The 21,695-nt window shown below is 62.9% G+C and carries 20 protein-coding genes; 10 read left to right on the top strand and 10 right to left on the bottom strand.

Translation table 11 applies throughout. The annotated features are described in order from the left end of the window. The first annotated feature begins 19 nt into the window (after positions 1 to 19). Positions 20 to 847 (top strand): aldo/keto reductase, encoded by an 828-nt coding sequence (locus tag ACFHWW_RS14860; RefSeq protein WP_324763083.1) that lies wholly within the window; start codon positions 20 to 22, stop codon positions 845 to 847. Between the two features lie 97 nt (positions 848 to 944). On the opposite strand, the gene ACFHWW_RS14855 is transcribed toward ACFHWW_RS14860, so the two are convergent. Next, positions 945 to 1,337, bottom strand: a complete 393-nt coding sequence (locus tag ACFHWW_RS14855; protein WP_379938952.1) for a hypothetical protein — start codon at positions 1,335 to 1,337, stop codon at positions 945 to 947. A 290-nt stretch (positions 1,338 to 1,627) separates the two neighbouring features. On the opposite strand from ACFHWW_RS14855, the gene ACFHWW_RS14850 reads away from it, so the two are divergent. Continuing rightward, entirely contained in the window at positions 1,628 to 3,190 is a 1,563-nt protein-coding gene (locus ACFHWW_RS14850) for a helicase HerA-like C-terminal domain-containing protein (protein ID WP_379938950.1), read from the top strand. Between the two features lie 417 nt (positions 3,191 to 3,607). Here the strand turns inward: ACFHWW_RS14850 and ACFHWW_RS14845 are convergent, their stop codons facing one another. Further along, positions 3,608 to 4,030 (bottom strand): organic hydroperoxide resistance protein, encoded by a 423-nt coding sequence (locus ACFHWW_RS14845; protein ID WP_010968954.1) that lies wholly within the window; start codon positions 4,028 to 4,030, stop codon positions 3,608 to 3,610. Positions 4,031 to 4,139: 109 nt separating this feature from the next. Here ACFHWW_RS14845 and ACFHWW_RS14840 point away from each other — a divergent pair, with 109 nt between their 5' ends. From ACFHWW_RS14840 to ACFHWW_RS14830, 3 genes are all read left to right on the top strand, one after another. Next, positions 4,140 to 4,616 carry a MarR family winged helix-turn-helix transcriptional regulator gene (locus ACFHWW_RS14840; RefSeq protein WP_275596599.1) on the top strand — a complete coding sequence of 159 codons (477 nt, stop codon included), beginning with the start codon at positions 4,140 to 4,142 and terminating at the stop codon, positions 4,614 to 4,616. A gap of 267 nt (positions 4,617 to 4,883) precedes the next feature. Beyond that, positions 4,884 to 5,162 carry a DUF1778 domain-containing protein gene (locus ACFHWW_RS14835; RefSeq protein WP_100674542.1) on the top strand — a complete coding sequence of 93 codons (279 nt, stop codon included), beginning with the start codon at positions 4,884 to 4,886 and terminating at the stop codon, positions 5,160 to 5,162. Beyond that, a complete protein-coding gene (locus ACFHWW_RS14830) occupies positions 5,159 to 5,686 on the top strand; it encodes a GNAT family N-acetyltransferase (protein ID WP_379938947.1) in 528 nt (175 codons plus the stop codon). The genes ACFHWW_RS14835 and ACFHWW_RS14830 overlap by 4 nt, the downstream gene beginning before the upstream one ends. A 160-nt stretch (positions 5,687 to 5,846) precedes the next feature. Here the strand turns inward: ACFHWW_RS14830 and ACFHWW_RS14825 are convergent, their stop codons facing one another. Together ACFHWW_RS14825 and ACFHWW_RS14820 are read right to left on the bottom strand one after the other, a co-directional pair. Next, entirely contained in the window at positions 5,847 to 6,626 is a 780-nt protein-coding gene (locus ACFHWW_RS14825; RefSeq protein ID WP_026168561.1) for a L,D-transpeptidase family protein, read from the bottom strand. A 185-nt stretch (positions 6,627 to 6,811) separates the two neighbouring features. After that, positions 6,812 to 9,130, bottom strand: a complete 2,319-nt coding sequence (locus ACFHWW_RS14820) for an EAL domain-containing protein (protein ID WP_379938945.1) — start codon at positions 9,128 to 9,130, stop codon at positions 6,812 to 6,814. A 262-nt stretch (positions 9,131 to 9,392) separates the two neighbouring features. Between ACFHWW_RS14820 and ACFHWW_RS14815 the strand changes: the two genes are divergently transcribed. Continuing rightward, on the top strand, positions 9,393 to 10,052 hold the full coding sequence (locus ACFHWW_RS14815; protein WP_379938943.1) for a glutathione S-transferase family protein: 660 nt from the start codon (positions 9,393 to 9,395) through the stop codon (positions 10,050 to 10,052). Positions 10,053 to 10,082: 30 nt separating this feature from the next. Here the strand turns inward: ACFHWW_RS14815 and ACFHWW_RS14810 are convergent, their stop codons facing one another. The 3 genes from ACFHWW_RS14810 to ACFHWW_RS14800 all read right to left on the bottom strand — a co-directional run bounded on the left by ACFHWW_RS14810 (position 10,083) and on the right by ACFHWW_RS14800 (position 13,096). After that, entirely contained in the window at positions 10,083 to 10,991 is a 909-nt protein-coding gene (locus ACFHWW_RS14810; protein WP_379938941.1) for a LysR substrate-binding domain-containing protein, read from the bottom strand. Between the two features lie 386 nt (positions 10,992 to 11,377). Then, positions 11,378 to 11,998 carry a glutathione S-transferase family protein gene (locus ACFHWW_RS14805; protein WP_003536681.1) on the bottom strand — a complete coding sequence of 207 codons (621 nt, stop codon included), beginning with the start codon at positions 11,996 to 11,998 and terminating at the stop codon, positions 11,378 to 11,380. Positions 11,999 to 12,088: 90 nt separating this feature from the next. Beyond that, the gene (locus tag ACFHWW_RS14800) at positions 12,089 to 13,096 is read right to left on the bottom strand and encodes an asparaginase (RefSeq protein ID WP_379938939.1); all 1,008 of its coding nucleotides are present in this window, start codon (positions 13,094 to 13,096) and stop codon (positions 12,089 to 12,091) included. A gap of 71 nt (positions 13,097 to 13,167) precedes the next feature. On the opposite strand from ACFHWW_RS14800, the gene ACFHWW_RS14795 reads away from it, so the two are divergent. Continuing rightward, entirely contained in the window at positions 13,168 to 13,905 is a 738-nt protein-coding gene (locus ACFHWW_RS14795) for a DUF3750 domain-containing protein (protein ID WP_379938937.1), read from the top strand. 300 nt (positions 13,906 to 14,205) lie between these two features. On the opposite strand, the gene ACFHWW_RS14790 is transcribed toward ACFHWW_RS14795, so the two are convergent. The 3 genes from ACFHWW_RS14790 to ACFHWW_RS14780 form a co-directional block, all read right to left on the bottom strand. Continuing rightward, positions 14,206 to 15,207, bottom strand: a complete 1,002-nt coding sequence (locus ACFHWW_RS14790; protein ID WP_379938935.1) for an NAD(P)H-quinone oxidoreductase — start codon at positions 15,205 to 15,207, stop codon at positions 14,206 to 14,208. Between the two features lie 79 nt (positions 15,208 to 15,286). After that, on the bottom strand, positions 15,287 to 17,086 hold the full coding sequence (locus tag ACFHWW_RS14785; protein WP_379938933.1) for an EAL domain-containing protein: 1,800 nt from the start codon (positions 17,084 to 17,086) through the stop codon (positions 15,287 to 15,289). A gap of 107 nt (positions 17,087 to 17,193) precedes the next feature. After that, positions 17,194 to 17,742, bottom strand: a complete 549-nt coding sequence (locus tag ACFHWW_RS14780; RefSeq protein WP_018094491.1) for an HdeD family acid-resistance protein — start codon at positions 17,740 to 17,742, stop codon at positions 17,194 to 17,196. A gap of 144 nt (positions 17,743 to 17,886) precedes the next feature. On the opposite strand from ACFHWW_RS14780, the gene betI reads away from it, so the two are divergent. The 3 genes from betI (at position 17,887) to betB (ending at position 21,614) form a co-directional block, all read left to right on the top strand. Continuing rightward, positions 17,887 to 18,507, top strand: a complete 621-nt coding sequence (gene betI / locus ACFHWW_RS14775) for a transcriptional regulator BetI (protein ID WP_018094490.1) — start codon at positions 17,887 to 17,889, stop codon at positions 18,505 to 18,507. A gap of 103 nt (positions 18,508 to 18,610) precedes the next feature. After that, the gene (betC, locus tag ACFHWW_RS14770; RefSeq protein ID WP_379938930.1) at positions 18,611 to 20,149 is read left to right on the top strand and encodes a choline-sulfatase; all 1,539 of its coding nucleotides are present in this window, start codon (positions 18,611 to 18,613) and stop codon (positions 20,147 to 20,149) included. Between the two features lies 1 nt (position 20,150). Continuing rightward, positions 20,151 to 21,614 (top strand): betaine-aldehyde dehydrogenase, encoded by a 1,464-nt coding sequence (gene betB, locus ACFHWW_RS14765; protein WP_379938928.1) that lies wholly within the window; start codon positions 20,151 to 20,153, stop codon positions 21,612 to 21,614. Positions 21,615 to 21,695: the final 81 nt, after the last annotated feature.

Raw genomic sequence — 21,695 nt, 5'->3', positions numbered from 1 at the left:
CGCAGTGAAGGAGCTCTCAATGCATGCAGTCAGTTCAAATGGCGCCAATATTCCCGCGCTCGGCTTCGGCACATTCCGTATGTCCGGAGCGGAGGTGCTTCGCATCCTGCCGCAGGCCCTGAAGCTCGGTTTCCGCCACGTGGACACCGCACAGATCTACGGCAACGAGGCGGAAGTCGGCGAGGCCATCCAGAAGTCCGGCATTGCACGGGCGGACATCTTCCTGACCACGAAGGTCTGGGTCGACAACTATCGCCACGACGCCTTCATCGCCTCGGTCGATGAGAGCCTGAGAAAGCTGAGAACCGACCATGTCGATCTGCTGCTTCTGCACTGGCCGGGGAGCGACGTGCCGATGGCCGAACGCATCGGCGCCCTGAACGAGGTGCGGAATGCCGGCAAAGTACGCCATATCGGCATCAGCAACTTCAACGCCGCGCAAATGGAAGAGGCGACGCGTCTCAGCGATGCGCCGATCGCCACGAACCAGGTCGAGTATCATCCTTATCTCGACCAGACGAAGGTCCTCCAGACGGCGCGGCGGCTCGGAATGTCACTCACGGCCTACTATGCCATGGCCAACGGCAAAGTGCCTGCCGACCCGCTGCTCGCGGAGATCGGCGGCCGCCACGGCAAGACGGCGGCGCAAGTGGCGCTGCGCTGGCTCGTGCAACAGCAGGATGTGATCGTGCTTTCGAAGACGGCGACGGAGGCGCGGCTCAAGGAGAATTTCGCGATATTCGACTTCGCGCTGACGCGGGAGGAGATGGCGGCAGTCCGCGAGCTTGCCCGCCCGTCCGGGCGGATCGTCAATCCGCAGGGTCTTGCTCCCGAATGGGATGCGTGAGGTGAAGGCCTTTAGAGGCCCCCATGCCGCACCGCGGCCGTTACCCCCTCTGGCTGCCGGCCAGAGGGGGTAACGGCCTGCCTGCGCATCAGAGCAATCAGACGAACTGGCTGAGGCCCGGAACGGAGGCGACCACCTCGTCGACGACTTCCTCGCCCGCCTTCTCCTTGGCAAATGCGATCGTCTCTTTGGCGAGCGCCGTGATCTCTCCCATGCCAAGACCCTGGCTCATCAATTGCTGACCCAGCGCCATGACGCCGCCGCCGCCGATCGCCGACATCAGGCCGCCAAGAAGGCCGCCACCACCGCTACCCTCGCCATTGTACTGCGCGACCAGTTCGGGCGCACCGGGGATCGCCTCGATCATCTGGGCGACCGGGCCTTCGGCTGCCTCACGCTGCAGGAAGCCGAGGATCATCCCCACTGCCTTTTCCGCCGTTGCGGTCTCGATTCCGACATTTTCCGCCACGCGCGTGACCAGTTCACTCATGGAAATCTCCTCGATCGAATTTTGACGTTAACGTCAAGGTAAATGAACGATGCCGGAATAACAAGAGCATCGAAACGGACGCCGAATACCATATTCCGCCACCTCGCAGCATCGTTTCACGGGGCTCGCCAGATGGCAATCCGGCCTTGTTCGCGCCCGCAATCATGTTGCCGGGAACAGACGCACCGCCTATAACAGATGCACGCTATGTTTCGATGACCGACTTTGTGCGACATGCGGGAAATACCCGCTTTCATTGATAAAATTGACAAGACGGAGATGAAGCCCCCATGCTGCAGGAAGGCAAGATCTATATCGGAACCAGCCGCAAGCCGGACGATTCGATCAACAAAGGCGAATATCTGAAGCTGAAGTTCGGCAACCGCCACGGGCTGATCACCGGCGCCACTGGGACCGGCAAGACCGTGACGCTGCAGATCCTGGCCGAGGGTTTCTCGAATGCGGGCGTTCCGGTCTTCTGCGCGGACGTGAAGGGCGACCTGTCCGGTATCGGCGCCATGGGCGAGCCCAAGGACTTCCTGCTGAAGCGCGCCGAGCAGATCGGCCTCGAGCCTTACGATTTCCAGGAATTCCCGGTGATCTTCTGGGATCTCTACGGCGAGAAGGGCCACAGGGTCCGCACCACCATTTCCGAAATGGGCCCACTTCTTCTGTCGCGGCTGATGAATGCGACGGACGCGCAGGAAGGCGTGTTGAACATCGCCTTCAAGATCGCCGACGAGGGCGGCCTGCCGCTGCTCGACCTCAAGGACCTGCAGGCGCTGCTCAATTACATGGGCGAGAATGCGAGCGAGCTTTCCAATCGGTTCGGCTTCATCTCCAAGGCCTCCGTCGGCTCTATCCAGCGCGAACTCCTGATTCTGGAGCAGCAGGGTGCGGAGCATTTCTTCGGCGAGCCGGCGCTGAAGATCACCGACATCATGCGGACCACAAATGACGGGCGCGGCGCGATTTCGGTGCTTGCCGCCGACAAGCTGATGATGAACCCGCGTCTCTACGCGACCTTCCTGCTGTGGCTCTTGTCCGAGCTGTTCGAAGAGCTGCCCGAAGTCGGCGACCCCGACAAGCCGAAGCTGGTGTTCTTCTTCGACGAGGCACATCTGCTCTTCAACGATGCGCCGAAGGTTCTCGTCGAGCGTGTCGAGCAGGTCGTCCGCCTGATCCGCTCTAAAGGCGTCGGTGTCTATTTCGTCACGCAGAACCCGCTGGACGTACCGGAGACGGTCCTCGCCCAGCTCGGCAACCGCGTCCAGCACGCATTGCGCGCCTATTCCCCGCGCGAACAAAAGGCCGTCAAGACGGCTGCCGACACATTCCGCCCGAACCCCGACTTCAATTGTGCCGACGTGATCACGAATCTTGGCACCGGCGAGGCTCTGGTCTCGACGCTCGAGGGCAAGGGATCGCCGTCGATCGTCGAGCGAACCCTGGTCCGGCCGCCTTCGTCGCGCCTTGGCCCGCTTACGGATGCGGAACGGCAGAAGGTGGTGGACGTGAGCCCGGTGCGCGGTCTCTACGACGAGGACTTCGACCGCGACTCGGCTTATGAGATGCTTGCCAAACGTGCAGCCAAGGCAGCGGAACAGGCGGAGGCTGCCCGGCAGGCAGAAGAAAAACCCGCCGAGGAGACTTCCGGCGGCAGCCGCTGGACCCTGCCCGGCTTCGGCGACGATGCGGCCGAAGCGCCTTCCGGCAAGCAGACCCGGCCGCGATCGTCCGGCTACAAGCGGGAAACCATCATGGAAGCTGCGATGAAGTCGGTCGCGCGAACGGTTGCGACCCAGGTGGGGCGAGCCCTTGTGCGCGGAATACTCGGCAGTCTGAAGCGCTAGATCACGATGATTTTAGGTCGGGTCGACCTGAAATCATGAACGTGATCGATTCCAATGGTTGAGACGCGGGATGCGGGCGGAAAACTGCACACACTTTTCCAGCGCGTCTCATAAGACGCGCGGCGCTGTAGGAAACGTATCGGAGGACTGCAACGTCTCCTCGTTCCTCATCCCTTGTGCTCGTCACAGGGATCCAGCAGCGCCGCGTCTGCGGCGCGGAAAGAGTTTTTTCAGCCCAAGGACTTGGTCTGGCTGGATTCCTGTGACGAGCACAGGAATGAGGAAATGAAACAAGCCGCGGCGGGTGGCCCGTATCTCAACAGGGCTTAGATCGATCCCCGACACTTGCTTGCGGCGGAACTGCCGGGGCAGGCCGAAGCCCGGGGTTACGGGCTTCGGCTATCTGCAACGGTCCTATCAGGCCACCGTCAGCTTAACGTCGACATTGCCCCTGGTCGCATGGCTGTAAGGGCAAACGATATGCGCCTTCTGGACGAGGTCTTCCAGGACCGCCTTTTCCACGCCGGGAGACGAGATTTCCAGCGCCGCGTCGATAAAGAAGCCTGTCCCGTCGTCGCGGGGTCCGATGCCGACCGTGCCCGTCACCGTCGTGTCTTCCGCAAGCTTTACCTTCTCCTTGCCGGCGACGAATTTCAGTGCACCGAGGAAGCAGGCGGAATAGCCGGCGGCAAAGAGTTGCTCGGGATTGGTGCCGCGCGCGCCGTCGCCTCCGAGTTCCTTCGGAACGGTCAGCGTCACGTCGAGAACGCCGTCCTTGCTCTTGGCCTGGCCGGCGCGGCCGCCGGTCGCGGACGCGGTAGTGCGGTAGAGGATGGGCATGACAGTCTCCTTCCTTGTGGTTGCCGGGATTTATATATCGAAAGATTAAATAGTGCGCAAATTAATTTTGCAAATTGCTTTGCCGGCGTGAATTTGCGACAATGACATCATGACGAGGAAAGCGGCAAAATTCGACGCAGATTCCGATGAGGTGCTGGCGCTCGGCCGCCAGCTCTGTTTCGCCGTCTACTCGGCGGCGCATGCCTTCAATCGCGCCTACAAGCCGTTGCTCGACCGCTTCGGGCTGACCTATCCGCAATATCTCGTGCTGCTCACGCTCTGGCAGCAGGACCGCATGACGGTGAAACGAATTGGCGAAGAACTGGGCCTCGATTCAGGCACCCTTTCGCCTCTGCTCAAGCGGCTGGAAGCAGGCGGATATGTCCGCCGCGTACGCGATGCGGCGGACGAGCGGCAGGTGATCGTCAGCCTGACGGATGGCGGCCGGGAGCTGAAGGCCGAAGCCTTCGGTATTCTGCGCGACATCGGCAATGCATCAGGCTGCAGCCTCGAGGAGGTGGGCGAATTGCGCGACGCGCTGCACAGGCTGACGCAGCGGCTGGCCGGGAGTCGACACGAAAGCTGACAAGAGCACCTGAAGGAAAAGGTGTACCGCTCTCCGTCCGGAAGTTCGGGTTCAAAGGGTTGAGTAGGCCGCGAACTATTCGCAAGCTGCTGTATGTCCTTGTCGAGCCACGGTCTCGGACGCCCACATCTACGGTTAGACCCGCAACGTCTCCCCCGCCCCCGGCGTTGTCGGGCAGGCCACGTACATCATGAAGACGCACGGCCTTGAAAATCCGAGCGTGATCGCGTACATCTTGAATGTGTACGATATACAAGGACAACGGAGATGCCCCGAGCTGCCGTAGATGACAATAAGCGCATGAATCTGCGGGTCTCGCCGGAAACGAAGGCCAAGCTCGTGCGCGCCGCTGCGTTGCGCGACACCGATCTAACCAACTTCGTTACGCAGACCGCCTTGCGTGAAGCCGAGGCCGTGATCGAGGCGGCCGATGTCGTGCGCTTGTCTGCGCGCGATCATGCGCGTGTGCTCGAACTGCTGGAAAATCCCCCCAAGCCCAACGCGAAGCTGCGGGCAGCGATAGCGGCGTTGCCTGATACTCTATGACGCTGCCGGTCTGGAACGAGGAAGCAATCGCGAAATCGCATGACCGCCAGTCCTTCGACTGTGGCGATCCCGCCATGAATGATTTTCTTCGACGCTTTGCGCGTCAAAGCCACGAACAGAATGCCTCAAAAACCTTCTGCGCGATCGATGTCGCCACGCCTAACCGCGTGCTCGGCTTCTACACGTTGGCCCCTTCTGCCGTGAAGCACGACGACGTGCCGGCGTCGATGACGCAGGGGTTGGCCCAGCACGAGGTCTCCGGGTTTACGCTGGCGCGGATCGCCACCGATGTCAGCGTAGCGGGTCACGGCCTGGGCGGTCAGCTTCTTGCCGCCGCGGCGCTTCGCTGCTTGCGGGTCGCGTCCGAAGCCGGCGGCGTGCTGCTGATTATCGACGCCAAAGGCGAGCGTGCTGCGCGATGGTATGCCGGCTACGGAGCAGAGCCGCTTCAGAACCGGCCGCTCACGCTGGTCATGCCGTTGGTCACCTTCGCCGCCGATCTCAAGGCCAAGGGTCTTCTCTGACGGTCGTTCCGGCCTGTAGCTTTGGGCGGCCGGTTCGGGTTGTTTGATGCCCATACGATCGGGTGATGACGCAACGCTTTCGCTGGTCATCAAAACGCAGAAAGAAGCGATTTTCGCCGCAGAGATGAACGGCTCCTTCGTTACGCCCCCGCACAGGCCGTCAGATGACGAGGATCGGCGCCTTGTTGCGCACGCGATCGTAAAGATCGATCACGTCCTGATTGACCATGCGGACGCAACCGGAAGAGACCGCCTTGCCGATCGATTGCCATTCGGGCGTCCCGTGGACGCGATAGAGCGTATCCTGGCCGTTCTGGAAGATGTAGAGCGCGCGCGAGCCGAGCGGATTGTCGAGTCCCGGCGGCATGCCGCCATTATCGGCGGAATATTTCGCCAGTACCGGCTGACGGGCGATCATTTCGTTCGGCGGCGTCCACTTCGGCCATTTCTGCTTCCACTGGATCAGACCGCGGCCCGACCAGGCGAAGCCTTCGCGGCCTAACCCGACGCCATAGCGCATCGCCCGCCCGCCCGGCTGGACGAGGTACAGATAGCGGTCGGCCGTATCGACGACGATCGTGCCGGGGGCCTCACCGAAGGGATCGCCGACCTCCTGGCGATAAAAGCGCGGATCGATCTGTCTGAAGGGCACCTCCGGGATGAGAAAGCCGCCATCCTCCCGCGCCGCATAGATCTCCGCGTAATAGGCATCCTGCGGCGGCAGGCCGATCGGCCCCTCGCCGACCGGTCCCTCGAAGATCCCGCCCGGCGGCCCGTTCCAGCGGCTTTCGAGCGCAGGATTGCGGTAGACCGGCATCGTTTGCTCGCGGAAGCGGTTCGTGTTCATCGATGAGGTGCAGCCCGCAAGTCCGGCGGAGGCGATTGCCAAGCCGGATGTGCGGAGAAACTGACGTCGGGACAAAGCTGGCAGTGATGACATCTAACTCTAACGGGGTTGTGCTGCACGGAAAGAGTCCAGGTGCTCCATTCCGAGGGCCGGATCAAGGTGCTTCGAAAGTGAATCGTTGCGAAGCCGTCTCGAATGGTTATCGGCAAGTCGGAACGGGACGCAAGCGGAAACCGCTCCCTGTGGCACCAGATTGCATTTACGGCCGCTCGCGAACATCACGGCCGCTGGGAGGAAAGCAGCGCTTCGAAATCCTCGCCCGACAAGGGCTGGCTGAAGAAATAGCCCTGGATCTCGTCGCAGCCGCTTTCTTTGAGAAACTCGACCTGGGCCTTTGTCTCGACACCCTCGGCAATGACGCGCAGGCCGAGCTTCTGTGCAAGCGAGATGATCGCGGATGTAATCGCCATGTCGTCGGCATCGTCCGGAATGTCCGTCACGAAGGACCGGTCGATCTTCAGCCGGCGCACCGGGAAGCGCTTGAGCGCGCTGAGGCTCGAATAGCCTGTCCCGAAATCGTCGATCGCAAGGTGCACGCCGATCGCCTCCAGCGCATGCATCGTGGCGATCGCCCCCGGCACGTCCTGCATGATCAGACTTTCGGTGAGCTCGAGTTCGAGGTAACGGGCCTCGAGGCCGGTCTCCTCCAAAACCGCCGCCACACGCGCCGCCCAGTTGCGCTCGCGGAACTGCCGCGCTGAAACGTTGACGCTGACGATCAGCGGCGGCAGACCGGCGTCCTGCCAGGCCTTCAGCTGGCGGCAGGCGGCGCGCAGGACCCAGTCTCCAATCGGGACGATCAGACCGGTTTCCTCGGCGAGCGGAATGAATGCCGCGGGCGAGATGATGCCGCGCACCGGGTGCTGCCAGCGCAACAGCGCCTCCGCAGCGAAGATGCGGCCGGTCTCGAGGCTCATCTGCGGTTGGAAATGCAGCAGGAACTCCTCCCGCGCAAGCGCCTCGCGAAGCTCTTCTTGCGACTGGAGTTTTTCATGGGCTCTGGCGGCCATCGCCTCGGTGAAGACCTGGATGTTGTTGCGGCCGAGCTCCTTGGCGCGATACATGGCCATGTCGGCATTGGCGAGAAGTTCGCCCGCCGTCGTGCCCTGGTTGGGGAAGCAGGCCACGCCCATGCTGCAGTTCACCTGCAGGGAGCGGCCCTGCAACTGCACCGGCATGGCGATTGCAGCGCGGATGTCCTCCAGCCGCGACAGAACGACGTCCCGCTCCTTCGGCAGGCCGTTCAGGAGGATGATGAACTCGTCGCCGCCGACGCGCACGACGGAATCGGACCTGCGCACGGCACCCCGCATGCGCCCGGCTACGACCTTCAGGAGCTCATCACCTGTGGCGTGCCCAAGGCTGTCATTGATCAGTTTGAAATCGTCGAGGTCGAGAAAGGCGAGCACGGCCCATTGATCCCGCTCGCGGATCTCCTCGAGCATGCCGGCGACCTGCTCCTCGAAAAGGACGCGGTTCGGCAGCCCCGTCAAGGCGTCGTGATGGGCCATGAAACCGATGCGGTCCTCCGCCCGCTTGCGCTCGATCGCTATTCCGGCGAGATGAGCGGCCATGGCAATCAGTTCCTGCTGCTGCTCGCTCGGCGTTCCAACCTCCTGCGCGTACAGCGCGAATGTCCCGAGCACATTGCGCTCGCGCGACAGGATGGGCGTGGACCAGCAGGAGCGGAGGCCGGAAGGCCCCAGGAGAGGCGCGTATTCCTCCCAGAGCGGATCGGCGAAGACGTCGGAAACGATCACCTGTTCGCCGCACCAGGCAGCCGTTCCGCAGGAGCCGGCCGCAGGGCCGATCTCGATGCCATGGATGGCAGCGCAATAATCCGCGTCGAGGCTGGGGGCAGCGCCGTGCAGGAGATGCCCGCCATCCTCCGAAAGGAGCAGGATGGAGGCCTTGATCCCGGGCAGCAGCGCTTCGATCATCAGCACCAGCTCGTGGAAGAACTCACCAAGGGGCCTGCCCTTGGCGATCATTTCCAGCAACCGGGCCTGACCTTCGAGCAGGCGCTCCGCGGCCTTGCGATCGCTGATATCGCGCGAGATGCCGACGATACCGATGATCCCGCCGCTCTTGCTGCGCAAGGGCACTTTCGAGGTCATCAGCCAGCGATCGCGGCCCTTGGTCACGATGGCGCGTTCCTCGATGCCGAAGATCGGTTCGCCGGTTTCCAACACGCGTCGCTCGGTATCGGCGACGGCCTGGGCGAACTCGTGCGGGTGCAGATCGAAATCGGTCTTGCCGACGAGGTCTCGCAGGCATTCAAGGCCGTTGTCGGCGACCGTCGCCTCGTTGGCGATCAGGAAGCGCCCCGCCGTATCCTTCGCATAGATATAATCGGGAACGTGGTTGATCATCGCTTCGAGCCAGTAGTGGCGGTCGGCCATGTCGGGTTCGGGCGGAAAGAGACGCGCGACCTCGTCGGCAAGGCGGCTGCCGGCATCGATCAGCCGGCGCGTCTGCGCATTGTCGTCCGCGTTCAGGTCGGCATATCGGATGCTGCGGGACGTTTTTCTTGCCAAGCGAAACCTCCGAAGGAGCGGCGCTCGCGCAGATTTAGCGAAAAGAGGTTATGCTTCCCTAAACTCCACAGCGAAAAATCGTCTAAAGGTTGCGCGGAACCACTTCGCATCAAAAGAATTCATGCGACCTATCATTGCCGACGGCTTCTGCCGAGGACGGTGATGGCCTACAGCATGACCATGCAGGAGTTACAGCGATCTTTGCGCGTCTGTCCGACGCGCGCGCTGCAAGGAGCTGAACGACAATCGGAGGACGCGGGAAATGCTGACGATCTATGGAGTTTACCGTTCGCGCGCGTCGCGCAACTACTGGATGGCGGGGGAACTCGGCCTGCCCTTCCGGTCGGTGCCGGTTGTCCAGGCGCGCCGGGTCGCCGATCCGCTGGCCGCGGATGCCCCCCTCAATACGAAGTCGCCGGGCTTCCTCGCCATAAATCCGATGGGCCTCATACCCGCGATCGAGGATGACGGGTTGGTGCTGACCGAGTCGCTCGCCAACAATCTTTATCTCGCCCGCAAACACGGCGGACCACTGTCACCGGCCGATATCCGGGAGGAAGGGCAGATCGGTAACTGGACGATGTGGGCGGCGACCGAGGTCGAGCCGCATGCGGTGAAGATCGTTCTCGCCTATGACAACGGGATCAAGGACACGCCGGAAGGGCGGGCGGAGATCGCGGCCTGCGCCCGCTCCCTTGAAAAAGCCTTTTCCGTACTCGAAACGCACCTCGCCGATCGCGACTACGTTGTGGGTGACCGCTTTACCGTCGCGGACCTTAATCTCGCGGAGGTTTTCCGCTACACGATGAGCCAGACGGACCTTTTCGAAAAGCACCGCCAGGTCAAGGCCTGGCTGGCGCGCTGCCAATCCCGCCCCGCCTTCAAGGCGATGATGGAGGAACGGCTGAAGGAACCGGAATAAGGCACCTGGCTGGGTGAGCGAAGGCTCTTCTCATCCCGTCATCGCCGCGAGCTGCCGCATTCCGTCCTCGACTTCCTCGCGCACCCAGCGCTTGAAGGCGGCAGCGCCCTTGCTTTCGCGGCGTGAGACGGAGGTGACGAAGTAGTGCCCGAAGCCGGTCTTGGCGCGAATGCCGAACGGCGCCACGAGAGACCCCCTCAGCAGCGCGTATCCGGCAAGCGTCTGCCAGGCAAGCATCACCCCCTGCCCGGCAATCGCCGCATCGAGCGCCAGGGAAGCGTCGTTGAAGGTGTGGCGCACCGTCATGGCCGCACCGGTGAGGCCGGCGGTCTTGAGCCATAGTTCCCAGGAAAACATTGCGTGCGCATCGATCACCGCGGGCAGCTTCAGTATGTCCGCGGGCTCACGAAGTCCGGCGGCCAGTGCCGGCGAGCAGACCGGGAAGACCTCCTGCTCGAGCAGCAGTTCCGATCGCACGCCCGGCCAGCGTCCAGCCCCGACGCGGATGCCGAGATCGACATCGGAGGTCTCCAGATTGGCGAGCGTCGTGGTCGCGTCGATCCTCAGCCGGATATCCGGATTACGCTCGGCGAAGCGGTCCAGCCGGTAGACGAGCCAGCGCGCCGCAAAAACCGGCGCGACCGACACCGTCAATACCGAATCGTCACGACGGCGTGCCTGCGCGACTGCCTCGGCGAGCTCCCTGAACGCGCTCGACAATCGCGTCAGCAGCGCGCGTCCGCTATCCGAAACCACAAGCCCCCGCGGCGAGCGCTCGAAAAGCGTACGACCGAGTTGCGCCTCGGTCTTTGCAATCTGCTGGCTGACTGCGCCGGCGGTGACGCCGAGCTCCTCCGCCGCAGCGGCGAGCGAGCCCAGGCGGCCGACCGCTTCGGCCGCGCGCAGTCCGTTCAGGTGAACCGTATTCAGGTCTTTCATATAGTTTTTCTAAACCGCTGCCGTCGCAATCTCAATTGCAAACTTCGACAAAGAGGTGGATTCTCCTTCAACAGGTTAAAGGGTTGGGCGGCCGGCGTGACCGGCCGCGCTACTCCAATCCGAGCTGAACGGTGACGACATGCTGAAGGTTTTCTCAATACTGAAGCGCCCCGGGGCCTCGTCCGACAGTGTTCGAGGACTCGCCTCCGACTGGACGCGCGACCCTCTCCAGCATCCGGATCTCTTCCGTATGGGTGAACGCGAACTCGCGGATCTGCCGTTCCCCGGATGGCCTTGGCCGCGCACTGGGGCGGAGAACCTCTGCAACTGAGGGCGACCAACGCCCGTTTCAACGCTTCGGCTCTGCCGATCCCGGCCGATTGCCGTTACGACTGCACTTCGGCCAGAACCTTGGCGACGGCCGGACGCTCGGCCATCCGGTTGCGATGGTCGAGGATCCGCGGAAACCGGGCCGGATCGACACCGTCCGACTCGAGCCAGCCGGCGATGGTGAAGAGATAGGGATCGGCGACCGAATAGGCGTCACCCCTGACAAAAGGGCCGACGAACATCGTGCGCTCGATCAGCGCGAAGCAGTCGGCCATGTTCTGCGGCACCTTGGCCTTCATCGCCTCCTGCGCCGCCGGGTCGTCTGCCCACCGCGCGGCCCGGCGCGCATGGGCATGAGCGACGTGAACCGTCGAGCAGAGATAGCTCAGAAACGACTGCAGCCGCGCGAACTCGAAAGGATCGTCAAGCGGCGCAAGCCGCGCCTTCGGGAAGCTTTGGGCGATATAGGCGAGAATGGCCGGCGTCTCCGTCAGGATACCGCGGTCGGTCACGAGGGCGGGCACCCGCCCCTTGGGGTTGATGGTGAGGTAGTCCGGCTTGGTCTGCTCGGCTTTGGAGAAATCGACCCGATGCACTTCATAGCCGGCACCGGCTTCCTCCAGCGCGATGTGCGAGGCAAGCGAGCAGGTTCCAGGCGTATAAAACAGTTTCAGCATCGTTCTTCCTCCCAAATTGCGCGGCTGACGGCGGCGCCGAAGCACAGAAGATCGAATCGCCGCGATTGACAAGTCCTGAGCGAGATCGCGTCAGGCGGCAAAGGCTTCCGTCACCCGCACGTCGCCGACGTGCATTCCGTTCCAGTTGCGCATCGCGTGATTGGCCTGAGCCATCAACGCCTCATGGATTTCGTCATCGTCCGAAAAGAAGCGCGCAAGCGTCGCGGCGACCATCGCCTCGGCGGCCCGGGTCGTGCCGTCCTCGCATTTCAGCGCGATGCCGATACCCTTTTCCGGTATCGCCGCACAGAATACGCCCTCGGCGCCGGTCTTCGCAAAAATGCGGCCGGGAGCCGTCTTCATCAGCCGCGTGCAAGCGCGCTTGGTGCCGGCGACGTAGAAGGGTTCGGCCATGCAGGCGTCGATGAGACGCTTCGAGGCCCGCGCCCGCTCCGTCCCGAGGCCGACCCCGCTCGCCATCCTGGCAAATCCATGAGCAAGTCCTTTCATCGAGAGCGCGTAGGTGGGGATCGAGCAGCCGTCGACGCCGCAATTGTCGCGATCAAGAACCGCTCCCGTCAGCTCCGCTATGACGCCGCGGATTTCCCGCTGGATCGGGTGGTCATAGCCGATATAGCCTTCGACCTCGGTCCCGGAATGGCAGCAGGCGCAGACGAAGCCCGCATGCTTGCCCGAGCAGTTGTTGTGGAGCGCGCTCGGCGCTTCGAGTGAGCGGGCCTGGGCGATCAGCGTCTTCTGGTCGGAGGACCAATGGGCGCCGCACTCAAGCGCCTGGACGTCCCGCCCCGCAGCCGCCAGCATTTTGGCGGCGAGCGCCACATGTTCCGGCTCCCCCGAATGCGACGAGCAGGCCAGCGCCAACTCCCGATCGCCGAACCCATAGGCGTCGGCGGCACCGCTTTCGATCAGCGGCAGCGCCTGCATTGCCTTGCAGGCGGAGCGCGGAAAGATATGAGCATCCGTTTGACCAAGGGAAAACAGCATCTTTCCGTCGCCATCGACGGCGACGATCATGCCCCGATGGCGGCTTTCGACCAGATTTCCGCGCGTTACTTCGACCAGAACCGGATTCGACATCGGCTGCCCTCAATTTTCCAAGTTTCGGATATGCATCTATCAGGAATCCCACGGCAGAAAAGTCACCGCAGATGAAATTCCTCCGCAAGCTCTTTCTCGTTTTCGCCGTCGTCTACCTGCTTCCGGCGCTCGCCTCGGCGGGCCTGTGGTACCTCAAGGAGCGGCCGCAGAGCTGGCACGACGCGGACTGGTCGTCGTCAGGTATTCTGGCGGATGCGGCTGCGAGCCCGCAGGCGGCGATATACGTCTTCTCGGCGACCACCGGAGGCATGAAGGGGGCGGTAGCAAGCCACGCCTGGATCGTCACCAAAGACGAAGGGGCGCCTACATACAACCGTTATGAGAAGGTCGGCTGGGGCAAGCCGATCCGCAAGAACGCCTATGCGGCCGACGGACGCTGGTATTCCAACGAGCCGCGCATCGTCGCGGTAGTCAGGGGCGAGGAAGCCAAGCGCCTGATCCCCAAGATCGAAACGGCGATCGAGGCTTATCCCTATTCTTCGCCGGGCGCCTATCGAATCTGGCCCGGTCCCAACTCCAACACTTTCGTCGCCCATGTCTTGCGATCGGTGCCGGAGCTCGACGTCGTGCTGCCGCCGGATGCGGTCGGGCGCGACTATCTGCCGGAGGGGAAACTGTTCCATGTCGATGCCGACGGTCGCGACCTGCATGCGACGCTTTACGGCCTCGCCGGCGTCTCGGCCGGCTGGCGCAGCGGGCTGGAACTGCACTTCATGGGACTGGTGGCGGGCTTCGACCTCGCGCGGCCCGGCATCAAGATTCCGGCACTCGGCCGCTTCGGAATCTGAGGGGATGGCACGCGGGCGGAAAACCGCACGCACTTTTCCCATCCCGTTCCATAGGAAAAGGGCCGCCCTGCGGCGGCCCTTCCATGAGCTTTGGCCTCACAATGGCCGGGTGCTGAGACCCTAAGGAAGGCGGCTATCAAGCCGAGGGCTGCCTCGACTCCTTCACCTCTCCCATGTCCATTACGAGGTCCGAAATCTCATTAGACATTGGATCACCTTCCTTTCTGTTCGTTGACGTTAATCCCAACGTAAGCGATCTTTGGGCCAATACAAGGGCGACCATCGTCTTATTGTTTGTTGTTACCCGATCCGCATCACGATCTTGCCGATATGATCGCCCTGCTCCATCAGGCGATGAGCGCCGGCAATCTCGGCGAAGGGCAGGATCGCCTGGATGACCGGCGCAACTTCGCCCCCTTCCAGCAGCGGCCAGACCTTTTCCGCCAGCCCGTCGCGGATTGCCTGCTTCTCGGCGGCGGTGCGCGGCCGGAGCAACGAACCCATTATCTGCAGGCGCTTCATGAGAATTGGCGCAATGTTGGCGTCCTCCACCCGGGCGCTACCGAGGAAGGCGATGATCGACAGGCGCCCGTCCTTGGCCAGGCTGCCGATGTTGCGATCGAAGTAGCGCCCGCCCACCATATCGAGAATGACGTCGACCCCGCGACCACCGGTTTCTTCCAGCACGACGGCCCTGAAATCCTCCTCACGATAATTGATGGCACGTTTCGCCCCGAGTGCCTCGCAGGCCTCGCACTTTGCAAGGTTGCCGGCGGTCGCGAAGACCTCTGCACCGAATGCCTTGGCAAGCTGGATGGCGGTCGTGCCGATACCGCTGGATCCTCCATGGACAAGGAACGTTTCGCCGGCCTTCAGGCGGGCCATGTCGAAGACGTTGGCCCAGACCGTGAAGAAAGTCTCCGGCAAGGCTGCCGCCTTCGCGGCATCGTAGCCCTTGGGCCAGCGAAGGGCCTGGGTGGCGGGAACGGCGCAATATTCCGCGTAAGCGCCGCCATTGGCGAGAGCGCAGACCTTGTCGCCGGTCGAGAAGCCGGCCGCTCCCTCGCCGAGAGCAACCACTTCGCCTGCAACTTCGAGCCCGAGGATGGGGCTCGCCCCAGCGGGCAGCGGGTAGTCTCCCTTGCGCTGCAGGACGTCCGGCCGATTGATGCCGAAGGCTTCGACGCGGATCAGAATGTCGCCCGGCCGGACCTCAGGCATCGCCCCCCGCGCCAGCACCATATTCTCCGGCCCTCCGGGGCCAGGCAGATCGACATAGGTCATTTCTGTCGGAAGGGTCATGACGGCATCCTCGCAAAACGGTTCCGCCTATACCTATAGCCCTCTTGCCGTTCGGGAAAGTTCGTCGTGCATCCGCTGCTCAGGTCCGGTCGAGGGGTTCCATGACGAGGCCTTCTTCGCTCGCCTTGGCGCGCGCCTTTATCTCCGCAATCCGCTTGCTCACGGTCTGTCCGTCCGAGAGGACAAGGCCTTCCGGAAGCAAAAGCACCGCGATCGAACAGCGCATCAGGGGGAAAGCCTTCGTGGTGCCGTCGCGGCCATATCCGCTGATCCGTCCCGCCGACAGATGCTCGGGCGAATAGAGCTGGCGGACGTCCGAGCGAAAGTCGTCGATCAGACGTGAAAGGACGCCCCGTATGTCCTCCTCGGTGGAACCGTCGATGCCGACGAAGAAATCGTCGCCTCCGACGTGACCCAGGAACTTCCCTTCGCCAATGAAGTGGCGCCGCAGGAGCGCCGCAAAGAGCGTGATCGCGAGATCCCCCTTCTGGAAGCCGTAGGTATCGTTGAAGGGTTTGAAATCGTCGAAGTCGCAGTAGCAGAAGTAGCGGGCCTGGTCGCCGTCCAGGATCGCGTGCTGGACATAATCGCGGATCGCGCGATTGCCGGGGAGGCCCGTCAACGGATTCTGCTCCTGGGCCGTCTTCAACTGCTTCTCGTTGATGATCTTCAGGAGCGACGAAGCGGAGAGAATGCCGGCATAGCGCATGTTCTCCGTGAGGATGACGCAGTCGCTCCCGTTCATGCCGGCGAAGATCTTGAGCATCTCGTCGGCGGGCGTGTCGAGATCGGCGATCGGCGCGGGCGTGACGAAATGCGAGATGCGGCGCTGATAGAGGCGGTTCTTCAGGAGGTCGCGGCCGAAGGGATGATAGATCATCTCCTTGACGTGATACTCGTGCAGGATGCCGCGCGGTTCGCCATTGGCATTCAGGACCGGAAAGAAAGCCTGGCGTGGATTGAGCCGGAAGAGGTCGAACACGGAATCGAGATCGTCGCTCTCCCTCGCTGCCGGAAGCTGCTCGATCTCCTTGCGGATCAGGATGCTGTCAAGGGTCGCAGACGGGCGCCGAGCGCCGGCCGCCGGTTCGAGATGAGCGTAGGCGGCCTGCAGCTCCGTGACGTGCGTCGTCGGTCGGGCGATGAAGTAGCCCTGCATCAGATCGCAACCGAGATCACGGCAGACGAGAAACTCCGCCTCCGTCTCCACGCCCTCGGCGATGACCCGCGACCCGAGCACATGGGCCATGTTGACCGTATGCCGGACGAGGTGCCGCTTGCGGGGGTCCTTGTCTATATCGCAGATGAAGTGCCGGTCGACCTTCACATAGTCGACCGGCTGGTCGCAGAGCAGTTTCAAGCCGTTGAACCCCGCACCGAAATCGTCGATCGCGAGCTTGAATCCCGCAAGCCGCAGCTGCCGCACGAGCGCGGAAAAATCAGGCATCTTGCTGCTGTCGAAACGTTCCGACAGTTCGAAGCAAAGGGAGGGCGGCGCGATATTCGCACGCTTCAAGTGGTTGACGAGGCGATCGACGATATCGCCCTCGGCGCCGACGAGCCGCGCATCGAAATTGAGAAAGAGCGTGCGCGCCGAAAAGTCCGGGAGCGCGGCAAACGCGGCGACGGCGCGGCTGTTGATCAGGTGCTCGAGCGCGAGCAACTGCCCCGCGCTCTCGGCCCTGTCGAGCAATTCGACCGGCGAGGCAAAGCCCAGGCGCTCGAAACCGCGCATCAGGGATTCATAGCCGAACACCGCCCCGGTCGCCGCTTCCACGATCGGCTGGAGGGCATTTTCGATGACGAGTTTGGCAAGGGTCACGATCTGGTCGTCGCCGAAACGGCGAAGTGACAGGATTTCTGCGGGGGCGGCCGACATGCCGGGCTCCAGGGATAGGACACACAAACGCGCGCCAGCATCGGAGCCAGGCGTCAACGAAATCTTTCGCGAATGTGAAAGTTTGATGAAGCTTCGGAAAAGCCTGATCAGCCCCTCGCGAGAACCCCGAAGGCGATCGAGGCCAGCCCCTGCATGACGAGATCGACCGCCAGGAAAAGACCTAGTATCCAGAGGCTGTCGACCGGCCAGCCGGCAGCGATGATGAGGCCGGCTAGCAGGGTCACGAGGCCGCCGATGACCATCCACCCCCAGCCGCCAAGAGGACGAAGCCTGAACCCTACCCAGATGCGGGAGCAACCGGCGGCGATCAGCGCCACCGCCAGCAGAAATGTCAGCACCGAGGAGGCGAGGACAGGATTGATGAAAGCGAACAGGCCTGCCGCAGCATAGAAGGCACCGCTCAAGATCCAGTAAAGGACACTTCCCCAGTTTTTGACCTGAAAGGCGTGGGCGAGGTTGAGCAGGCCGCCGATCAGCATGATGAGACCGACGTAATAGACGGAGGCGACTGTCGCCATCAGCAGGTTTCCGAAGGCGATGCCGCCGCACATGATCAGAAGCACGCCGAGTGCGACGAACCACCCCCATTTTCCGGCAAGGGCCTCTCTGCCGGCGGGATCGAACGCGTGAACCATTTCAACCTCCAGTCATGCCTATGCGCATGGACGCCTCCCGCTGATTGAGCCGGATTTCCAAGCAAAAAGAAAGAGAAAAGCGCAGGATTTTTTTATTGATTGATGGATCAATCAAAAATAAGCTAGAGCCAGAGGAGTTCGAAGATGCCCAAGGTCGGAATGGAGCCGGTGCGCCGCAAGGCGCTGGTCGATGCGGCGCTGCGCGTGATCGGCGACCAGGGGACGCTCGCGGTCACCATGTCGGATATCGCGCGGACGGCCGGCGTTTCGCCCGCGCTCGCGCATCACTATTTCGGCAGCAAGGAACAGTTGCTGATCGCCACCATCCGCAGCCTTCTCGGTAAGCTGCGCGACGACGCCGTGTCTGCGATGAAGGCGGCCTCGACGCCGCGCGCAAAGGTGAGTGCTCTGATCAGCGTGAGTTTTCGCGCCGATCAGTTCGCGCCGGAGACGGTCGCAGCCTGGCTCGCCTTCTATTCGGAGGCGCAACGGTCGGAGGAAGTGCGGCGGCTGCTGGTGATCTATGCGCGGCGGCTGCGCTCAAACCTGCTCGCGGGTCTGAGAGCGCTCTGCCCGGCAGATGACGCGGAACGCATCGCCGAGGGCGCCGCTGCGATGATCGACGGGCTCTACATCCGGCAAAGTTTGAAATCGGCGCCGATCAGCATCGAAGCCTCGGTGGCGCTCACGGAAGATTACGTGAATGCGCATCTGAGGGCGAGCGACGGGAAAGGCTCCCCTCCCCGGGTTTGCTCCGAGGATTAGCCACTCCCTGCCGGCGGGCAGAAGGTGGCGGCAGCCGCAGCTGACAATCGCCGACCGGCCAAGCAAGACGAAGCAAGAATTCGAACCACGAGGAAACGATCAAGTGACCACCGGGAAGCCGAATATTCTGATCATCATGGTGGACCAGTTGAACGGAAAGCTTTTTCCGGACGGGCCTGCAGACTTCCTGCACGCGCCCAACCTGAAGGCGCTGGCCAAGCGATCGGCCCGTTTCCGCAACAACTACACCTCGTCGCCACTATGCGCCCCAGCCCGAGCATCCTTCATGGCCGGGCAATTGCCGAGCCGCACGCGGGTTTATGACAATGCCGCCGAGTACCAGTCGTCGATCCCGACCTATGCACATCACCTGCGCCGGGCCGGCTATTACACCGCGCTTTCCGGCAAGATGCACTTCGTCGGACCGGACCAGCTGCACGGCTTCGAGGAGCGGCTGACGACCGATATCTACCCCGCCGATTTCGGCTGGACGCCGGATTACCGCAAGCCGGGCGAGCGCATCGACTGGTGGTATCACAATCTCGGTTCCGTCACCGGCGCCGGGGTCGCCGAGATCACCAACCAGATGGAATATGACGACGAGGTGGCATTCCTCGCCAACCAGAAGCTCTACCAGCTTTCGCGGGAAAACGACGATGCGAGCCGGCGCCCCTGGTGCCTCACCGTCTCCTTTACCCATCCGCACGACCCCTATGTCGCGCGGCGCAAATTCTGGGAGCTCTACCAGGATTGCGAGCACCTCACGCCCGAGGTCGACGCTATCCCCCTCGACGACCAGGACCCGCATTCGCAGCGCATCATGCTGTCCTGCGACTACCGGAACTTCGAGCTGACGGAGGAGAATGTCCGCCGCTCTCGCCGCGCCTATTTCGCCAACATCTCCTATCTCGACGAGAAGGTCGGCGAACTGGTCGACACCCTCACGCGGACGCGGATGCTCGATGACACCCTCATCCTCTTCTGTTCCGACCACGGCGACATGCTCGGCGAACGCGGCCTCTGGTTCAAGATGAACTTCTTCGAAGGCTCGGCGCGCGTGCCGCTGATGATTGCCGGCCCCGGTATCGCACCCGGCCTGCATCTGACGCCGACCTCCAATCTCGACGTAACGCCGACGCTTGCGGACCTCGCCGGCATTTCGCTCGAGGAAGTGAAGCCCTGGACCGATGGCGTCAGCCTCGTGCCGATGGTCAACGGCGTCGAGCGCACCGAACCGGTGCTGATGGAATATGCGGCCGAGGCCTCCTATGCGCCGCTGGTCGCCATTCGCGAGGGCAAGTGGAAATACGTCCACTGCGCACTCGATCCGGACCAGCTCTTCGACCTCGAGACCGATCCGCTGGAGCTCACGAACCTCGCAGCGAAGCCGCGCGGACCTGCCGACCAGGCAACGCTTACCGCATTCCAGGACATGCGCGCCGCCCATTGGGACATGCAGGCCTTCGATGCTGCCGTACGCGAAAGCCAGGCCCGCCGCTGGGTCGTCTACGAGGCGCTGAGAAACGGCGCCTATTACCCCTGGGATCACCAGCCGCTGCAAAAGGCATCGGAGCGATACATGCGCAATCACATGAACCTCGACAATCTCGAGGAGTCCAAACGCTATCCGCGAGGAGAATGAGATGAGAGCCCAACCGAAAGCCTCGCACTTCATCGACGGCGAATATGTCGAGGACACCGGCGGCACGGTGATCGAGAGCATCTATCCGGCGACCGGCGAAGTCATCGCCCGCCTCCATGCCGCAACACCCGCAATCGTCGAAAAGGCGATCGCAGCGGCGAAGCGCGCACAGCCGGAATGGGCGGCGATGAGCCCGACCGCGCGCGGCCGCATCCTCAAGCGGGCCGCCGAGATCATGCGCCAGCGCAACCGCGAGCTTTCCGAGCTCGAAACGCTCGACACGGGCAAGCCGATCCAGGAAACCATCGTGGCCGACCCGACGTCCGGCGCCGACAGTTTCGAATTTTTCGGCGGCGTCGCGCCCGCCGCACTCAACGGCGATTATATCCCGCTCGGTGGCGACTTTGCCTATACCAAGCGGGTGCCGCTCGGCGTCTGCGTCGGCATCGGCGCCTGGAACTACCCTCAGCAGATCGCCTGCTGGAAGGGTGCGCCCGCACTCGTCGCCGGCAATGCGATGGTGTTCAAGCCTTCGGAAAACACCCCGCTCGGCGCACTTAAGATCGCCGAAATCCTTATCGAAGCGGGTCTGCCGAAGGGCCTCTTCAACGTCATTCAGGGTGACCGCGCGACGGGCCCGCTCCTCGTCAACCATCCGGACGTCGCAAAGGTGTCGCTCACCGGCTCCGTGCCGACCGGAAAGAAGGTGGCCGGCGCCGCCGCCGCGGAACTCAAGCACGTCACCATGGAGCTCGGCGGCAAGTCGCCTCTGATCGTCTTCGAGGATTCCGATCTCGAAAGCGCGATCGGCGGCGCAATGCTCGGCAATTTCTACTCGACCGGCCAGGTCTGCTCCAACGGTACCCGCGTCTTCGTGCAGAAGAAGATCAAGGAGCCCTTCCTCGCCCGTCTCAAGGAACGCACCGAAGCGATCGTCATCGGCGACCCCCTGGACGAGACGACGCAGCTTGGGCCGATGGTCTCGGCGGCGCAACGCGACAAGGTCTTCTCCTATATCGAGAAGGGCAGAGCGGAAGGGGCGCGCCTCGTCACCGGCGGCGGCATTCCCAACAATGTGAGCGGCGAAGGCACCTATATCCAGCCGACCGTCTTCGCCGACGTCACCGACGGTATGACGATCGCGCGGGAAGAAATCTTCGGACCGGTCATGTGCGTGCTCGATTTCGACGACGAGGCGGAAGTCATCCGACGCGCCAACGCCACGGAGTTCGGCCTATCGGCCGGCGTCTTCACCGCTGACCTCACCCGCGCCCACCGGGTCGCCGACCGGCTCGAGGCCGGCACGCTCTGGATCAACACCTATAATCTCTGCCCGGTAGAGATCCCCTTCGGCGGGTCCAAGCAGTCGGGCTTCGGACGCGAGAATTCGGTCGCGGCGCTGAACCACTATACCGAGCTCAAGACCGTCTATGTCGGCATGGGGCCGGTCGAGGCGCCGTATTGAGCTTTGCAGTTATGCCCTCTCGGGTTTGACCCGAGGACTAACCCTCTCCCCGCGCGGGGAGAGGGGACAGGCGCGGCATAT

The organism is Sinorhizobium sp. P24N7 (assembly GCF_042436655.1).
Taxonomy (GTDB): Bacteria; Pseudomonadota; Alphaproteobacteria; order Rhizobiales; family Rhizobiaceae; genus Sinorhizobium; species Sinorhizobium meliloti_A.
The sequence above is the reverse complement of the archived record's forward strand: the minus strand, read 5'-3'. Positions and strand labels throughout refer to the sequence as shown.

Excerpts from the sequence above, each read along its gene's own strand:
- ACFHWW_RS14845 (WP_010968954.1), bottom strand. The coding sequence starts at position 4,030 with ATGCCCATCCTCTACCGCACTACCGCGTCCGCGACCGGCGGCCGCGCC.
- ACFHWW_RS14790 (WP_379938935.1), bottom strand. The coding sequence starts at position 15,207 with ATGACCCTTCCGACAGAAATGACCTATGTCGATCTGCCTGGCCCCGGA.
- ACFHWW_RS14800 (WP_379938939.1), bottom strand. The coding sequence starts at position 13,096 with ATGTCGAATCCGGTTCTGGTCGAAGTAACGCGCGGAAATCTGGTCGAA.
- ACFHWW_RS14780 (WP_018094491.1), bottom strand. The coding sequence starts at position 17,742 with ATGGTTCACGCGTTCGATCCCGCCGGCAGAGAGGCCCTTGCCGGAAAA.
- ACFHWW_RS14835 (WP_100674542.1), top strand. The coding sequence starts at position 4,884 with ATGCCCCGAGCTGCCGTAGATGACAATAAGCGCATGAATCTGCGGGTC.
- ACFHWW_RS14860 (WP_324763083.1), top strand. The coding sequence starts at position 20 with ATGCATGCAGTCAGTTCAAATGGCGCCAATATTCCCGCGCTCGGCTTC.
- ACFHWW_RS14830 (WP_379938947.1), top strand. The coding sequence starts at position 5,159 with ATGACGCTGCCGGTCTGGAACGAGGAAGCAATCGCGAAATCGCATGAC.
- ACFHWW_RS14825 (WP_026168561.1), bottom strand. The coding sequence starts at position 6,626 with ATGTCATCACTGCCAGCTTTGTCCCGACGTCAGTTTCTCCGCACATCC.
- ACFHWW_RS14850 (WP_379938950.1), top strand. The coding sequence starts at position 1,628 with ATGCTGCAGGAAGGCAAGATCTATATCGGAACCAGCCGCAAGCCGGAC.
- betB (WP_379938928.1), top strand. The coding sequence starts at position 20,151 with ATGAGAGCCCAACCGAAAGCCTCGCACTTCATCGACGGCGAATATGTC.
- ACFHWW_RS14795 (WP_379938937.1), top strand. The coding sequence starts at position 13,168 with ATGAAATTCCTCCGCAAGCTCTTTCTCGTTTTCGCCGTCGTCTACCTG.
- ACFHWW_RS14805 (WP_003536681.1), bottom strand. The coding sequence starts at position 11,998 with ATGCTGAAACTGTTTTATACGCCTGGAACCTGCTCGCTTGCCTCGCAC.
- ACFHWW_RS14810 (WP_379938941.1), bottom strand. The coding sequence starts at position 10,991 with ATGAAAGACCTGAATACGGTTCACCTGAACGGACTGCGCGCGGCCGAA.
- betI (WP_018094490.1), top strand. The coding sequence starts at position 17,887 with ATGCCCAAGGTCGGAATGGAGCCGGTGCGCCGCAAGGCGCTGGTCGAT.
- ACFHWW_RS14840 (WP_275596599.1), top strand. The coding sequence starts at position 4,140 with ATGACGAGGAAAGCGGCAAAATTCGACGCAGATTCCGATGAGGTGCTG.
- ACFHWW_RS14815 (WP_379938943.1), top strand. The coding sequence starts at position 9,393 with ATGCTGACGATCTATGGAGTTTACCGTTCGCGCGCGTCGCGCAACTAC.
- ACFHWW_RS14785 (WP_379938933.1), bottom strand. The coding sequence starts at position 17,086 with ATGTCGGCCGCCCCCGCAGAAATCCTGTCACTTCGCCGTTTCGGCGAC.
- ACFHWW_RS14855 (WP_379938952.1), bottom strand. The coding sequence starts at position 1,337 with ATGAGTGAACTGGTCACGCGCGTGGCGGAAAATGTCGGAATCGAGACC.